Raw genomic sequence first — 16,351 nt, forward strand, 5'->3', positions numbered from 1 at the left:
TGGTTCCGTAGCTCAGTCGGTAGAGCAGAGGACTGAAAATCCTCGTGTCGGTGGTTCGATTCCGCCCGGAACCACCATTTTTTTATTTGATTTTACTTATACAAAAAAAGGCATCATTTTGATGCCTTTTTTTATAATCTTTTTTCAAATCCTCCATGAACCATTGGTCCTTGTGCTAATGTAACAAAGGCTTTGGGATCTAATGAAGAAACAATTTTATTAAGTTGTTGAATTTCATATTTATTGATTGCCACATAAAGAATTTCTTGATCTGTTTCCGTATAAGCGCCTTTACCCATCCAATAGGTAACTCCTCTACCCATTTGTTTCATAATTGCTTCTTTAATTTCTTTATTCTTTGTAAATATTAAGACCGCTACATTGATATTTTGTAGATGGAACTTATCTGCTGTTGTATAAAGAATTGCTACAAAGACAATTGAATACATAATAATTTTAATATCATAAATAAATAAACATATTCCAAACAAAACAACATTAAATATTATAGAAAGCTGCCCTGCTTTAAAATCCGGATTTTTCTTAACTAAACAAACTGTCGCAATATCAATACCCCCACAGCACCCACTACTTCGAAGTGCAAGTCCTACTCCTATTCCACAAATAATGGCCGCAAAGGCAACATTTAATAAAGCATCTTCAACAATCGGTTCTTTGATTGCTGGAAGAATGGATAGTAATACCGTTTGGATAATTAAAGAAATAATTGTTTTAAAACAAAATTCTTTATTCATTATTTTATATCCAAAAATAAATAATGGAATATTCATTAATAAGTTGATCATTCCTAATGTATTCAATGATTTTGGTAAAACTAAAAACTTATGTATAAAATAATCAATTAATTGAGCTAAACCAATCATTCCCCCAAAGTTGATTTGATTTGGTGTCACAAACAACCAAATACCTAGTGTCAACAATGTTGAACCTAAAACTAAATAAAAATATTGTTCTAATCTTTTACTCATATACTCCCCCTCACCCATGAAAAGTATAATCTACTTTGCTTATTTCTACAATAAAAAAGAGTCAATTTAATGACCCTTCAAAAATTATTTTTTAATATATTCTGGATAAGCTTCACATCCATGTTCTTCTAAATCAAGACCAATGATTTCTTCTCTTTCAGATACACGTAATCCAAAGATTTTTTTGATAATAAAGAAAGTAATTGTAATAGTAATCGCTGTCCAAATACCTACTGATAAAACACCTGTTAATTGTTTAATTAATAAATCAAATCCACCACCGTAGAATAAACCTGTTAAAGTACTTTCTGGTGCAGAAGTTGTCGCAAACAAACCAACAGCAATTGTTCCCCAAATACCATTGCAACAATGTACAGCAACAGCACCTACAGGATCATCAATGTGTAATTTATAATCTAAGAACCAAACTCCAAAGCAAACAAGTAATCCAGCAACAGTACCAATAATAATCGATCCTAAAACATCTGTGACGTCGCATCCAGCAGTGATTGCTACTAAACCTGCAAGTGAAGCATTTAAACACATACCAACATCAGGTTTACCATATTTGATCCAAGTAAAGATCAAGCAGGAAACAGTTGCAATGGCTGGTGCCACTGTTGTTGTTACGAAAATTGAACCAAGTTGTGGAACAGTTGTAGCCGCTGCCCCATTGAATCCATACCATCCAAGCCAAAGAATAAAGACACCTAAAGCTCCAGCAGTAATGTTATGTCCTGGAATCGCGTTAACTTTAACAACTTTTCCATTTTTATCTGTATCAAATTTACCAATACGAGGTCCTAAGATTTTAGCACCAATTAATGCAGAGATACCACCAACCATATGAATTGCACATGATCCAGCAAAATCATGGAAACCAAGTTGTGATAACCATCCACCACCCCAAATCCAATGCGCTTCAATTGGATAAATAAGTGCTGAAATAACTCCTGAATAAACACAATAAGATAAGAATTTTGTTCTTTCTGCCATTGCCCCTGAAACAATGGTAGCAGTTGTTGCACAGAACACTAAGTTAAAAACAAAGTTTGAAAAATCAAAGTTTGCATAACTTGTAAATATATCAAATCCTGGTTTACCAATAAAACCAAGTAAATCTTCTCCTAATAATAAACTAAAACCAATTAAAATAAATGTACATGTCCCAATACAGAAATCCATTAAGTTTTTCATAATAATGTTCCCTGTATTTTTTGATCTTGTAAATCCTGCTTCTACCATGGCGAATCCAGCTTGCATCCAAAATACCAGCGCTGCGCCAATTAGAAACCATACACTAAATGTTTCACTCATAATAAATCCCCCTCAATTTTTATAATGCGTTTTCCCCTTTTTCTCCAGTACGAATACGAATCGCTTCTTCAACTGGATAAATAAAGATTTTTCCATCTCCTACGTTTCCACTTGATAAAGTTTCAGTAACTTTATCAACAATTTCTTGAACGATTTCATCTTTAACAACTGTTTCAACTCTTAATTTTGAAACAAGATTAACAGAATATGTGACACCTCGATATTGATGTGTATAACCCATTTGATTTCCAAACCCCATAATATTGGAAATCATCATGCCTGTTACACCAGAAACTGTTAAAATATCTTTTAAATCTTCTAACTTTTCTGGTCTGATAATGATTTCAAGTTTTTTCATAAGTTTTCCCCCTTTTTTATTGATTTCCGTTCCCTTTTAGAAATCTTGACAAAAATATATCATGTTAATAAATTAGTGTCAATATAATTTTATTAATTTAATATTTTTTTATTACAATAAGAAAATAAAAAAGGAGCCTCGCTCCTAATAGTAATCTCGTATAACATTTACCATATCTTCTATATAAAGTCTTGCATTATCAATAATAAGAGGATTGATTTCCTTTCTTTGATCAAAGGACATTTTAAAAGTATATTGTTCTCTCATAAGAGGTAATTGTTGATTTTGACAAAGATGAATTACTTTCATCAATCTTTTATTATTAATAAAAAAACAATTGATCAATGCTAGATTTTTTACATTTTGTCGACTTAATGATTGTATAAATTCCAGCAACTGTTTATCTTTAAATAACGTATCATCAAACCCAATAACAAGTAAATCAACATCATGATCACTATGATAATGATTTAAATCTTGAGCATGTGTTTTGACCCACCTTGCCATTTCATCAGCGACACACTTTATATATTTAGATTTTGTTGTATAAACAATATCGATTTTCATTTCTATCACCTAATTTATTTTAATACAGAAATATGAACTAAAAATGTATTTAACTGTTAATAATTATAACAAAACCTATTGTTTATTTGGAGGATTCTATGAAAAAAATACTAAAAATTTGTACAATTTTATCTTTTACTTTTTTACTTACTGGCTGTGTAGACTGTTTAGTTTCTTTAAATTATTCTAAAATAAAAAAACCTACTCTTTATGGTGAACTTACAATAGAGCCTCAAATTTTAGAAAAATATAACATGTCTATTTCACAAATAAAAAAACAATTATTGGATCATGATTTTTTTAAAGATTGGACAATAAAAAAACAAACTGATTCTTCACTTTCGATAGAATCTCCTACTTCTTTTATTAAAGAAATTTCTACGTTTACAAAACAAAATAATAAATATATTTTATCTATTGATATTCCTAAAAATATGCTTGATACTTCAGAATTGAATCATTATAAAAATACTTTACAACTTTTAAATTCCAGTAATGCTACCTGCTCTTTTAAAATTACTATGCCAGGTACAATTATTTCCAGCAATGTTGGCAAATATCAACAAAATGTAGTAACAATTAATCTCTTTGAACTTTTTATTGAAGAAAAAGCTTTATCTTTTCATATCATTTCAAAAAAAGAAAAAAATCATTTATTACTTTATTTTATAACTCTCATCATTTTACTTATTTTAATCATTACCCTTATTTTCATCAAAAAAAGACAAAAAGACTAGAAGATTACTTTTCTTTAATACGGGTATTTGATAGAATAAAGGCGTAGAAGGAGACAAGAAGAATATGAAAAGAAACTGTATTATTGGACAATCTGGAGGACCCACAATCGCAATTAATGCTAGTCTTGCTGGGATTATTCATCGTGCTAAAGCATCTCAAGAATTTGAAAATGTTTATGGGATGATCAATGGTATCAAAGGTCTACTCGAAGGTAGATATATGGATTTATTAGAAGAATTTGATGATGGTGATAAAATCAATGCTTTAAAACAAACACCTGCCATGTATTTAGGTTCTTGCCGTTATAAATTACCTACTTTTCAAGATGACGAAGATACTTATGTTAAATTGTTTAGAATTTTAAAAGAATTAGAAATCACTGATTTTTTCTATATTGGTGGTAATGACTCAATGGATACTGTTATGAAATTAGATGATTACGCTAAATATATTAATAGTGATATTCATTTTATTGGTATTCCTAAAACCATTGATAATGACTTAATGGGAACAGATCATACGCCAGGATTTGGTTCTGCCGCTAAATATGTTGCTGCTTCTATCTTAGAAGTTGTACATGATAGTTTAATTTATCAATTACAATCCGTTACAATCATTGAAATCATGGGAAGAAATGCAGGGTGGTTAACTGCCGCTGCTGCTCTTGCGAGAAATGAATATAATGTAGCTCCTGATCTTATTTATTTACCAGAAGTTGTTTTTGATAAAGATAAGTTTTTAGCAGATATTCATGAAGTCATGAAAAGAAAAAGATGTGTTGTCATTGCTGTATCAGAAGGTATTAGAGATCAAAACGGTCACTTCTTAGATGATGATAGTAAATACGCTAAAAAAGATGCTTTTGGACACGTCCTACATTCAGGAACAGGAAAATTACTTGAATCTCTTGTATTTAAAGAATTTGGATGTAAAGTTAGAAGTATTGAATTAAATGTTTTACAAAGATGTGCTATGCATATTGCTAGTAAAACAGATTTAAATGAATCATTTGTTATTGGTTCTAAAGCTATCGATAAAGCTTTAGAAAACGTTTCTGGTCATGTAATGGGATTTAAGCGTCTTTCTAATCATCCTTATGAAATCGATTATATTTCTACTGATGTAAGAGAAGTTGCTAACTATGAACAAAAAATTCCTGTAGAATGGATCAATGAAGAAGGAAATGATATTACTCAAGAACTATATGAATATTTATATCCACTTATTCAAGGTGAAGTACATGTTACTTATAAAGATGGTATTCCTTCTTATTACAGTTGTAAACATTTAGAAAAATAAAAAGAACTGCTACAAATAAACGTAGCAGTTTTTTAATGCTTTGCTTTAATATAATAATAACCAAAAATCGTTAGATCAATAGTCAAGGCAATAATAGAAATTGTGACTAGTGGTGAAACGTTAATCATTTGTATTATATTCATAATACACCTCCGCTAAAGATCTATTGTAAGAGTTACAGGACAATGATCACTTCCCATAATCTCTGTTTCAATTGTTGCATCAATAATCTTATCCTTTAAGCTATCACTAACAATAAAATAATCAATACGCCATCCCGCATTTTTTTCTCTTGCTTTAAAACGATAAGACCACCAAGAATAAACACCTTCTTGTAAAGGATAAAGATAACGATACGTATCGATAAAACCGTGATTTAATAACTGAGTCATTTTTTCTCTTTCTTCATCAGAAAAACCTGCATTTTTACGATTTGATTTAGGATTTTTCAAATCTATTTCTTGATGAGCAACATTTAAATCACCACATAAAATAATTGGTTTATCTAAACTTTCAAGATACGTTAAAAAATCATCTTCCCATTTCATACGATAAGATAGACGTTTGAGTTCATTTTGACTATTAGGAGTGTAACAAGTAATGACATAATAATTTTCAAATTCCAAAGTAATTAATCTACCTTCTTGATCATGTTCTTCTTTATTCATTCCATAAAAAACATTTAATGGTTTTTCTTTACTATAAATAAGTGTTCCACTATACCCTTTTTTAACAGCACTGTTTAAATAATAATGATACCCTTCAATCTCTAAATCTGCTTGACCACTTTGCATTTTAGTTTCTTGAACACAAAAAATATCTGCATCTAATTGATGAAAGCTATCTAAAAAACCTTTTTGTAAACATGCTCTTATTCCATTTACATTCCAACTTACTAATTTCATAATTACCTCTTTCTCCAATATATTCTATTATATAACATCTCATTCATGATTTGAACGTATATTTTTAAATAAATAGGGATATACTAAACTAGGTGAACATTATGAAAAAAAGAACATTCATTATTAGTTTGATTATTCCTTTATTAGTAGGTGCTATAAGCGCTTTTATCACAAATAATCAAATGAAAACATATAGCAATTTAAATACCCCCTTATTAGCTCCTCCAGGATGGTTATTTCCTATTGTCTGGACCCTTCTTTATATTTTGATGGGAATTTCTAGTTATTTTATTTATATCAGTCATGATCCTAAACGTGAAAACGCCTTAATTGTCTACTCTTTTCAATTATTTATTAATTTTTGTTGGCCACTTTTCTTTTTTAATCTTCATAATTATTTTCTTTCATTAATGATTTTAATAGCTTTGATTCTTACTGTTATTTATATGTTGATCATTTTTAAAAAAATTAATCCAAAAAGTTTTTATCTAAATATTCCTTATATTCTTTGGTTATTCTTTGCTTTATATTTAAACTTTATGATTTTTATAAACAACTAAAATAGAACAAAGTTTCTTCCATGGCCCTTGTTTTAAGACGATAGTATGTACTTCGAGAATAATAATCGATCCACCAATCTTTACCAACTCTCTCTATAAATTCTTTTTCAATAATAACTTTACTCTCCATCGATAAACAATCTAAAATAAATTCAAATGTTGCAATAACTTTCTCTAATTCTTCTTTTAACACCAATTGATCATTCAATTGACTTCCTTTATCTTGATAATACGTCTTCTTTTCTTTAACAGTATCAAATTGAATCGCTGGATAAAAATTCCTTTCTTCTAAACATTTAAGTTGTAAAACAGCACGGTGATACTTTTTAAATAGATCTTCTAAAACATCTTGTTTTTCTTTAAACGTTAATGCCTTCATAAAAAAACCTCCTATGTTTATATATGACAATAGGAGGCCTTTTTTCTTTTAAATTATGAAATTTTCTTTAATTTCTTCAATTTCTTCATCACTAAAACCAATATTTAATAAATATCCTTTAGTACTACCATAATTTTCTCTTAAATACGCAATAAATTTCATCATCACTCTTGGATCAGAACCTAAGAATTTTTCATCTTCACTTGGCATCATTTCTTCCAATTGTTTGATCATTGCCATATTATTTTCATAAGATTCTGAATAATCTTTAACAATATCATATTCATGACATCCCGCTAGATCTAATAACATACATGCAATAACACCTGTACGATCTTTACCTGCAGAACAATTAAATAATGTACAGTCATAAGGATGATTTAAAAAGATATTAAATACTTTTTTAAATTGTTTTTTATTCGCTTCGATCATAAAAATATAAAAACCACTTAAATCTTGATAGTCTTTAATATCATTTGGTAATACTGACATATTTTCATTTTGTAGTAAATTAATATGATAATACTCTATATCTTTATATCCTTTTAAACTATGTGGTTGATGAACTAATTCATAATCACTTCTTAAATCAATGACAGTGCGAATACCATATTGATAAAATTGTTCTTTTAAATCATCACTGATCCCACTTGGACATGTACTTCTAACATATTTATGTGATTTTGTATAATATCCTTCTTGTGTTTCATAACCACCTAAATCCCTTACATTGGTCATTTTTCCTATATGAAGTAATCTTTCTTCACGAGATAATTGCATCATTTTTTCTTTCCTCACTAATCTTCAAATGGTCTTATTCTTAAAGTTACCCCAATATTTTGAGCAATCTGTTTACAAATTTCTACATCTTTTTCAGGAATTGTTGTATCAACAATCGTTAAAACAACATGAGGCACATAGGCTTTACATTTTTTAGCAAAATCTAATAATTCATCAAATGAATCAATTCCATATTGGCTTCTTGTAAGTTTTAAATAATCTTCTTTATTACTTGTATTTAAACTAATAGAAACAGTATCTAACAATCCTTTAAATTCAGGCGTAATATCTCTTTTATTATATAAAGAAGATAACCCATTGGTATTCACTCTTGTAGGTAGATCAGGTCTTCTTTCTTTTAAATACTTAGCAACTTTCATTAAATCATCATGTCTTATAAGTGGTTCACCAAAACCACAAAAAACAACTTCTTTGAAATCATTTAAATTATATTTTTCAAATTCTTGAATAATTTCATCAACCGTTGGTTCTTCTTTTAACCATAAGGAATTATTTTCAATCATTTCCTTTGTTTGTCTTAAACAAAATGTACATGAACATGTACAACGATTTGTCGAATTAACATAACATGTAATCCCTTTAGTACTTTCTAAATGTGCAATATCAATATAACTATTTTTATATAATGTATATAATATCATCTTAATCCCCCAATTCTTTTAATAATGGTTCAAAACATAATCCCATATGTGGATGAGCATCAATGTCTACAGAATGTTGAATGCATTTAGAAGCAAAATCTGTTGATTTTTTAACAGCTTCTAAAAAATTTTTCTCTTTCAAATAGCTTCCTGCAATTACTGCAGAAATAACATCTCCTGTACCACTACGATCTTCTCCAATACGTTTCACATAGATTTTTTCAACTTTTCCATGATCATAAACAAAATTTAAAATTTGATGACCAATAGAAATACCCGTTACTACAATCATTTTTGGACCCATTTGACTTAATTTTTCACACATGCGCTTAAGTTCTTGCTCATTACTTGTTTCATGATAAGCTTCATCAATCAAAGCACACAATTCTGTTAGATTAGGTGTAACAATTGTCGCACAAGGCATGAGTTCTCTCATTTTTTCTTGCATTTCTTGCGTATAAGTCGGATAAAGTTTTCCATGATCACCCATGACTGGATCTACTAAAATAAAGTTTTTTTCTGTTTTAAAATCTTTAAAAAATTCTTTTACTATTTCTATTTGTTTCGCAGATCCTAAAAAGCCACTGCATATTCCATCAAAATCAATATTCATTTTTTTATATGTTTCAATATAATCATTCATCTTTGATGTATAGTCATCAAAAAAGAAATCTTTATGATATGTATTGATAGATAAAATTGCTGTTGGTACAAAAGCTGTTTCAATTCCCATAGCTGAAATAATTGGCAATTGACAGGCTACTGAACATCTTGATAATCCTGTTACATCATTTACTAATACAATTCTTTTTTCTCTCATCTTTAAAACCTCTTTCATGTATTTTAGCACAATCAAGTCTTATTGAGTATCTTTTTTTCATAATTCATATTTGTTATAATATTGAAAGAGGTGAAATGAATGAAAAAAATGCTAAAAGTACTTTTAGTTTTAATGACTGTTGTTTCCATTGCTGGATGTTCTTCTAAAACAACAACAGAAAAAGCAACTAAAAAAACAAAAACTTTATCAGGAAATTATCAAGTTGAAATTAAAGTTAAAGATTATGGAACAATTTATGCTGAAATTGATGCTGATACAGCACCAATTACAGTAACAAACTTTGTAAAGTTAAGTAAAGAAAAGTTTTATGATGGTTTAACTTTTCATCGTATTATAGATGGTTTCATGATTCAAGGTGGAGATCCTAAAGGAGATGGCACTGGTGGAAGTAAAGAAACAATTAAGGGAGAATTTTCAGATAATGGGGTAAAAAATCCTTTAAGTCATACACGTGGAGCTCTTTCTATGGCAAGAAGTCAAGATAATGATAGTGCTTCTTCACAATTCTTTATTGTTCAAAGTGATTCTACTTATTTGGATGGTCAATATGCTGTTTTTGGTTATGTTTATGAAGGCATGGACATAGTTGATCAAATTTGTAAAGATGTAAAAGTAGAAGATAATAATGGAACTGTAAAAAAAGAAAATCAACCTGTTATTGAATCGATTCGTTGTAAAAAGATATAATTAAAAAGAAGCTCAGGCTTCTTTTTTTAAGGCATTTTTTAATAATAAAACAGTAATAATAAACGCTGATAGATCCGCAACAGGGACAGCTATAAAAATACCATCTAAACCTATAATCGATGAAAAAATTATGATACAAGGAATTAAAATAATAATTTGTCTCAATAAATTTAAAACACTTGATATTTTTATCTTACCAATCGCTTGAAAATAGTTTGCACACATTACTTGTGCACCAATAAGCGGTAAACACATAAACCAAATATGTAAAGCATGGCTACATAATTTTACAACATCTGCTTCATCATTAAACATATAGACAATACTTTTTGTAAAAAATTGTACTGCGATAAAACCAATCAAAGCAATCATTGTAGCACCTATAATTGCATATTTTAATGTTTCTTTAACACGCTCCATTTTTAAAGCACCATAATTATATGAAATCAATGGTTGTTGACCTTGCATCAAACCAGTAATTGGCATCAAAATAAGTGTTTGAATGCTTGTAACAATACCAATAGCACTTAACGCTAAATCTCCACCATATTTAACAAGAGACGCATTCAAAATAATATTTAAAACACTATTCGATATTTGCATTAAAAATGCAGGTATTCCTGTTTGAATAATTTGTTTTGAAATATTCAACTGTAATTTCAATAAAGTTGCATTTAAAGGAATAATCGTTCTTTTTCCAAATAAAAATGCAAGTTGCCATAAAGCACTTAAAAACTGTCCACCAATCGTTGCAAAAGCAGCTCCTTGCATTCCCATATGGAAAATACAAATTAAAATATAGTCAAATAAAATATTAAACCCTGCTCCGATCAATTGTGAAATCATGGCATTTTTAGGATTTCCTTGAGCTCTAGAAAAATTATTTCCTGCCATTGCAATACATTGAAAAACAGCACCATATAAAATAATACTTAAATAATTTTCAGCATAAGGCAAAACAGTTTTTGAAGCACCTAATAAACGTAACATGGGTGCTAAAAAAACATTTCCTAAAATCATAAAAACTAGGCCTAAAATAATTGTTAAAGTTAGACCATTTCCCATATACTTTCCAGCTTCTTCCTTTTTACCTTGACCTAATGCTATTGAAAAACGAGTGGCTCCACCCATTCCAATCATTAAAGAAATGGCCATTAAAACAAGAGTTACAGGATAACAAATACTAATTCCTGCTAAACCAATTGCCCCCAATTCTGGAGCATTTCCAATAAACATACGATCAACGATATTATAAATTGCATTAACAAGCATTCCGATAATAGCTGGAATTGAAAATTCTACTAATAAAGGTAATATATTTTTAGTCCCCATCTTATCATCATTTTTCATACGTATCCTCCAAATTCATTTTCATTTTTAATAAAAGTTCTTCTAAAAGAATAAGCTCATTTTGATCAATATCTTTAATCATCATCTCTGTTGTCTCTTTAATAACATCTTTAATTTTAGGATATAATTCTTTTCCCTTAGAAGTTAAAGACAAAACATGATTTCTTTTATCTTCTTTTGAAGTTTTTTTAATAATAAATCCCTTATCTTCTAATGTTTTTAAAATTCTCGTAACTGCGCTTTTATCAATTTGTAATCTTTTATTTAAATCTTCTTGTTTGATATTATTTTCTTCATAAATAATTTTTAAAGTAATCGCTTGTCCATGGGATAAACCAAACTCTTTAAGTTGGACATTCATATAACTATTTTTTTGATTATGAAGAATAGAAATTAAGCGTGATAAATTCATATTTCCTCCTATAGTTGACACATCAACTATAGGATATTTTATATTTATTGTCAATAAAAAAAGAAATATATATCGAATATATACTTCTTTTATATTGTGTTATTTAAGAATTGAAAGAAGAACTTTTTCTATCTTATCAACATCTATTGGTTTTGATATATGTCCATTCATCCCTTGAGCAACCGCCTTTTTTCTATCTTCCTCAAAGGCATTAGCTGTTAAAGCGATGATAGGAATCCTGGTCTTGTCTTTATTTGACAATTGACGAATAGTTTGTGTTGCCTTATAACCATCCATATGAGGCATTTGAATATCCATTAAAATCAAATCATAGCTTTTAGCAGGAATTTGTTCCATTTTAGCCACACATTGAATCCCATCTTCAACACGCTCAACTATTAATCCTATATCTTCTAAAAGAGTAATCGTAATTTCAGCATTCAAATCATTTTTCTCTGCAAGTAAAATATGTTTCCCCCGAATATTTTTATTTGCATTCAACAAAGACAAATCTTCATTTACTTGCGCGTAATATTTTTCATCAGCAAGGTGATGTTTTAAAACAACTGTAAACTTACTTCCCTTTCCTAATTCACTTTCTACATCGATCGTACCACCCATCACATCAACGAGTTTTTTACAATCGGCATTCCTAAACCCGTTCCTGCAACAGCTTGTTCATATTCATATCCATAACCACTACGCTTCCCTTTTTTCCCTGTAATATGATAAGAATCTTCCTACCACCCTACACGTATTTTTCCTTCATTTGCTTGTACAGGAATTGAAAATAATGAAAAAACCAGGATAAAACCTATAAAAATGCATCCACATTTATTTAAAATATGGTTTATTTTTTCATCATTTCTCCCTCTTTTCATGATTAAAATATTTTGTAAGTACATCTTTTAATTTTTCTATATCAACTGGTTTAGCAAGATGTTCATTCATTCCAAGTTGTAAAGCATGTTTTCTATCTTCTTCAAAAGCATTTGCTGTCATCGCAATAATTGGAATTTGAGCATTTTTATTATTAAAACTTCTAATTATTTTTGTTGCTTCATAACCATCCATAATTGGCATTTGGATATCCATTAAAATAAGATCATAATATCCTTCTGGCATCTTTTCTAATATTTTTATACATTCTTCTCCATTTTTAGCTAAATCTATAATTACTTTAAAAGTATTTAAAAGTTCTATTCCAATTTCCGCATTTAATTCATTATCTTCTACAAGAAGAATATGTTTTCCTGAAAAATCAAGTGTTGATGTATTTCTTTCATTGACATTTTCAACTTGTAAAGAAGTTAAAAATGAAAGTTCTACAGTAAACTTTGTTCCTTTATTTAACTTACTTTCTACTTGAATTGTTCCATTCATCATATCTATAAGAGATTTAACAATAGGAAGTCCTAATCCTACTCCAGGTACTTTACTTTCTGTACTTGTTTTTTCTCTAGCAAATTCTTCAAAAATATGTGGTAAAAAATCTTCTTTCATTCCTATTCCATTATCTATAATTATAAAATGATATTTTACTTTATTATTTTCAAATGAAATTTCTTGGATTAATAATTCAACATTTCCACCTTCTGGTGTATATTTAATCGCATTAGAAAGAATATTTAAAACAATCTCTCTTAATTTAGTTTTATCACAAATAATATGATGATGCTTAATCTCCAAATGATAGGAATAATGCAATTTTTTCTCTTTAATTAGCGGTTCAACTACAACATTTATATTTTTAACTAAATCATCTAAATCTCCTATTTCCTTTTTTAAATCTAATTTACCACTTTCTATTTGTGTCATTTCAAGAATATAATTAATCAAAGAAAGTAAAATCGTACTTGATGATTTAAGTTTTGAAATATAATCCAATGCCTGTTTTTTATTATCTAAATTATTTTCTAATAATTGTGTATAGCCAATAATTGCATTCATTGGTGTACGAATATCATGAGACATATTAAATAAAAATCTTGTCTTTGCCTGATTGGCATGTTGTGCCTCAGTAGCCACTTTTTCAATTTGTTTTGCATAAACAGCTTCTTTTTCACGTCTTAAAATAATTTGCCAATAACCCATTGATAACAAAATAGCTACCAAAACACTTACAATACTTCCAAATATCTTATAAGACATTGGTATCCAACCTTGAAAAGGAACAATTTCAAAATACCATGTATCATTAGGTACTTCACAAGCAACACTTAATGTATGATTTAGAGAACTATGACCACATGACATAATTGTCACATGTTTTCCATTGTTGCCCTCTTTCCAAACTTTAAAATGATAAGTGGCATCTTCTAATTTATCTACTTCTAATTCTTCTAAAAAAGCATCCCAATTTAAAACAAGAATAGAAAATCCCCAAAATTTCTTTTCATTTCCATCATTTATATAAATAGGGTCAAACAATAAAGCCCCTGTACCACCTTGTTTTAATTCATATGGACCAGCAATTGTATATTCTCCACTTTTTCTAGCAATATTCGCTTCTTTTTGACGTTCAGGAAGTTCCAACGTATTCATACCTATCACTTTTTCATTTCCTTTTAATGGATAGGCCTTTTCAATAATCCCATTAGGTGCTAATTCATATGCTTCAATAACATTTTTATTTTTTTTCATATAACTTGCAAGCTGATTAAACTGTTCATCACTGATTGTATGTTTTGAAGATATAATATTTTTAAGCATTTCAGAATTTTCTAAATATCTTCCAAGCTGTGTTTCTATTTTTCGAACAGTATCTTCTGCAGTATAACTTGCACTTATTTTTTCTTTATTTACTTCAAATTGAATTAAAAAATTAAAACAAATCAACATGACACCCATCACTATAATAAAAAATAGGCCTGTTTTTCTTTTTTATTTATTTAATTGAACAACTTCTTCTTTATTCATTACTTCTACCTATCTACTCAAATGATTCTTATGAGTCCATTATACACACTTATGTAAATTTTCTCTATAAAAAGCTTGATAAAATAAAAAAGAGCAATCTTAACGATTACTCCTTTATACAAATTAATAAGCTTTTGCAAAGTAAACAACTTTTTTAGCTGGTTTACCACAAATTGGACAAACATCTCCAAATGGTTCTTCATCTTCTTTGATACATCTTGATGTAGCACCTGTTTCTTCTTTGATTTTAGCTTCACAAGCATCATCTTCACACCACATCATACGAATGTATCCTGCTTTAGTATTTAAGATTTCTTTAAATTCATCATATGTTTTCGCAGTTCTAATGTTTTCATCTCTAAATTTCAATGCTTTTGCATACATTTCATCATGAATTTGATCTAATAATTGATGAATTGTATTTGGTAATTCTTCATTTAAAGCATATGTTTCTTTTGTACCATCTAATCTTTTAGCTAAGACACATTGTCCTTTTTCAATATCTTTAGGTCCAATTTCAAGTCTTAATGGAATTCCTCTCATTTCAGCATCTGCAAATTTATAACCTGGTGTTTTATCACTAGCATCCACTTTAACACGAAGTCCAGCTGCTTTTAATTGTTTTTCAATTTCATAAGCCTTATCTAAAACACCTTCTTTATGTTGCATAACTGGAACAATCATCACTTGAATTGGTGCCACTCTTGGTGGTAAAACAAGTCCATTATCATCTCCGTGAACCATAATGATTGCTCCAAGTAAACGTGTTGATGCTCCCCAAGAAGTTTGATAAACATATTCTTGTTTATTATCTTTATTTAAGAATTTAACATCAAAAGCTTTCGCAAAACCTTGTCCAAAGTAATGTGATGTTCCTGATTGTAAAGCTTTTCCATCATGCATTAAAGCTTCCATTGTATAAGTTTCTTCAGCCCCTGCAAATTTTTCACTTTCAGTTTTACGACCAGTGACCATTGGAATTGCAAGTAGATCTTGTGCTGTACTTCGATAAACTTCTAACATTTGTAAAGTTTCTTTTCTTGCTTCTTCTTCAGTAGCATGAATTGTATGACCTTCTTGCCATAAGAATTCAGAACCACGTAAAAATGGTCTTGTTGTCTTTTCCCAACGTACAACGGAACACCATTGATTATATAGTTTTGGTAAATCACGGTAAGAATTTACAATTTTTGCATAATGTTCACAAAATAATGTTTCAGATGTTGGACGAATAATTAAGTTTTCATCTAAATCATCTAATCCACCTTTTGTTACAACAGCACATTCTGGTGCAAATCCTTCTACGTGATCAGCTTCTTTTTGTAATAAAGATTGAGGGATCAACATCGGCATATAAACATTTTCATGTCCTAATTCTTTGAATTTTTGATCCATATGTTTTTTAATTTGTTCCCACATTGCATAACCATACGGACGATAAATAATAAATCCTTTCACATCGCTATAATCCATTAATTCTGCTTTACGACATACATCTGTATACCATTTAGCAAAATCAACATCTCTAGCAGTAATAGCTTCATTTTTCTTGTTATTTGCCATCTTTTTTCCTCCTCTAAAATGCTTC

17 protein-coding genes, 1 tRNA gene and 1 pseudogene are annotated in these 16,351 nt (G+C 29.1%); 5 read left to right on the forward strand and 14 right to left on the reverse strand.

What is annotated here, in order from left to right:
* Position 1 precedes the first annotated feature (1 nt).
* Positions 2-77 (forward strand) — tRNA-Phe (locus OCV55_RS12105).
* Between the two features lie 54 nt (positions 78-131).
* Here OCV55_RS12105 and OCV55_RS12110 read toward each other — a convergent pair.
* The 4 genes and pseudogenes from OCV55_RS12110 to OCV55_RS12125 form a co-directional block, all read right to left on the reverse strand.
* Positions 132-989: a YitT family protein gene (locus OCV55_RS12110; protein WP_117347278.1), complete on the reverse strand. Its 858-nt coding sequence runs from the start codon at positions 987-989 to the stop codon at positions 132-134.
* Positions 990-1,097: 108 nt separating this feature from the next.
* Positions 1,098-2,306: pseudogene (locus OCV55_RS12115) on the reverse strand (ammonium transporter); the annotation flags it as partial.
* Between the two features lie 19 nt (positions 2,307-2,325).
* Positions 2,326-2,664 (reverse strand): P-II family nitrogen regulator, encoded by a 339-nt coding sequence (locus OCV55_RS12120; protein ID WP_022000849.1) that lies wholly within the window; start codon positions 2,662-2,664, stop codon positions 2,326-2,328.
* 144 nt (positions 2,665-2,808) lie between these two features.
* A complete protein-coding gene (locus OCV55_RS12125; RefSeq protein WP_032091633.1) occupies positions 2,809-3,231 on the reverse strand; it encodes a hypothetical protein in 423 nt (140 codons plus the stop codon).
* A gap of 98 nt (positions 3,232-3,329) precedes the next feature.
* Between OCV55_RS12125 and OCV55_RS12130 the strand changes: the two genes are divergently transcribed.
* Entirely contained in the window at positions 3,330-3,968 is a 639-nt protein-coding gene (locus OCV55_RS12130; RefSeq protein ID WP_147580741.1) for a hypothetical protein, read from the forward strand.
* A 64-nt stretch (positions 3,969-4,032) separates the two neighbouring features.
* The gene (locus OCV55_RS12135; RefSeq protein WP_022000852.1) at positions 4,033-5,268 is read left to right on the forward strand and encodes a 6-phosphofructokinase; all 1,236 of its coding nucleotides are present in this window, start codon (positions 4,033-4,035) and stop codon (positions 5,266-5,268) included.
* Between the two features lie 155 nt (positions 5,269-5,423).
* On the opposite strand, the gene OCV55_RS12140 is transcribed toward OCV55_RS12135, so the two are convergent.
* Positions 5,424-6,173: an exodeoxyribonuclease III gene (locus OCV55_RS12140; protein ID WP_032091635.1), complete on the reverse strand. Its 750-nt coding sequence runs from the start codon at positions 6,171-6,173 to the stop codon at positions 5,424-5,426.
* Between the two features lie 101 nt (positions 6,174-6,274).
* Between OCV55_RS12140 and OCV55_RS12145 the strand changes: the two genes are divergently transcribed.
* Positions 6,275-6,733 carry a TspO/MBR family protein gene (locus tag OCV55_RS12145; protein WP_147580742.1) on the forward strand — a complete coding sequence of 153 codons (459 nt, stop codon included), beginning with the start codon at positions 6,275-6,277 and terminating at the stop codon, positions 6,731-6,733.
* On the opposite strand, the gene OCV55_RS12150 is transcribed toward OCV55_RS12145, so the two are convergent.
* Genes OCV55_RS12150 through OCV55_RS12165 form a run of 4 tightly spaced genes read right to left on the reverse strand, consistent with a single transcriptional unit; the run spans position 6,720 to position 9,374 of the window.
* Positions 6,720-7,112, reverse strand: a complete 393-nt coding sequence (locus OCV55_RS12150) for an MG284/MPN403 family protein (protein ID WP_032091637.1) — start codon at positions 7,110-7,112, stop codon at positions 6,720-6,722. The two genes, OCV55_RS12145 and OCV55_RS12150, sit on opposite strands and share 14 nt — an antisense overlap.
* A gap of 48 nt (positions 7,113-7,160) precedes the next feature.
* Positions 7,161-7,895: a tyrosine-protein phosphatase gene (locus tag OCV55_RS12155; protein ID WP_118306724.1), complete on the reverse strand. Its 735-nt coding sequence runs from the start codon at positions 7,893-7,895 to the stop codon at positions 7,161-7,163.
* Between the two features lie 14 nt (positions 7,896-7,909).
* Positions 7,910-8,554 carry a TatD family nuclease-associated radical SAM protein gene (locus OCV55_RS12160; RefSeq protein ID WP_032091639.1) on the reverse strand — a complete coding sequence of 215 codons (645 nt, stop codon included), beginning with the start codon at positions 8,552-8,554 and terminating at the stop codon, positions 7,910-7,912.
* A gap of 1 nt (position 8,555) precedes the next feature.
* A complete protein-coding gene (locus OCV55_RS12165) occupies positions 8,556-9,374 on the reverse strand; it encodes a pyridoxamine kinase (protein ID WP_147580743.1) in 819 nt (272 codons plus the stop codon).
* Between the two features lie 99 nt (positions 9,375-9,473).
* Between OCV55_RS12165 and OCV55_RS12170 the strand changes: the two genes are divergently transcribed.
* Positions 9,474-10,082 carry a peptidylprolyl isomerase gene (locus OCV55_RS12170; protein ID WP_119362941.1) on the forward strand — a complete coding sequence of 203 codons (609 nt, stop codon included), beginning with the start codon at positions 9,474-9,476 and terminating at the stop codon, positions 10,080-10,082.
* Between the two features lie 12 nt (positions 10,083-10,094).
* On the opposite strand, the gene OCV55_RS12175 is transcribed toward OCV55_RS12170, so the two are convergent.
* From OCV55_RS12175 to proS, 5 genes are all read right to left on the reverse strand, one after another.
* The gene (locus tag OCV55_RS12175) at positions 10,095-11,432 is read right to left on the reverse strand and encodes an MATE family efflux transporter (protein WP_032091642.1); all 1,338 of its coding nucleotides are present in this window, start codon (positions 11,430-11,432) and stop codon (positions 10,095-10,097) included.
* Entirely contained in the window at positions 11,422-11,844 is a 423-nt protein-coding gene (locus tag OCV55_RS12180; RefSeq protein WP_032091643.1) for a MarR family winged helix-turn-helix transcriptional regulator, read from the reverse strand. Before OCV55_RS12180 ends, OCV55_RS12175 begins: the two co-directional genes overlap by 11 nt.
* 99 nt (positions 11,845-11,943) lie before the next feature.
* The gene (locus OCV55_RS12185) at positions 11,944-12,465 is read right to left on the reverse strand and encodes a response regulator (RefSeq protein ID WP_267309934.1); all 522 of its coding nucleotides are present in this window, start codon (positions 12,463-12,465) and stop codon (positions 11,944-11,946) included.
* Positions 12,466-12,705: 240 nt separating this feature from the next.
* Positions 12,706-14,682 (reverse strand): ATP-binding protein, encoded by a 1,977-nt coding sequence (locus tag OCV55_RS12190; protein ID WP_267309935.1) that lies wholly within the window; start codon positions 14,680-14,682, stop codon positions 12,706-12,708.
* A 204-nt stretch (positions 14,683-14,886) separates the two neighbouring features.
* Positions 14,887-16,326, reverse strand: coding sequence for a proline--tRNA ligase (gene proS, locus OCV55_RS12195; RefSeq protein ID WP_147580745.1), 1,440 nt, complete (start codon positions 16,324-16,326; stop codon positions 14,887-14,889).
* Positions 16,327-16,351: the final 25 nt, after the last annotated feature.

The organism is [Clostridium] ammoniilyticum, from assembly GCF_025566905.1.
Classification (GTDB): Bacteria; Bacillota_I; Bacilli_A; order Erysipelotrichales; family Coprobacillaceae; genus Faecalibacillus; species Faecalibacillus intestinalis.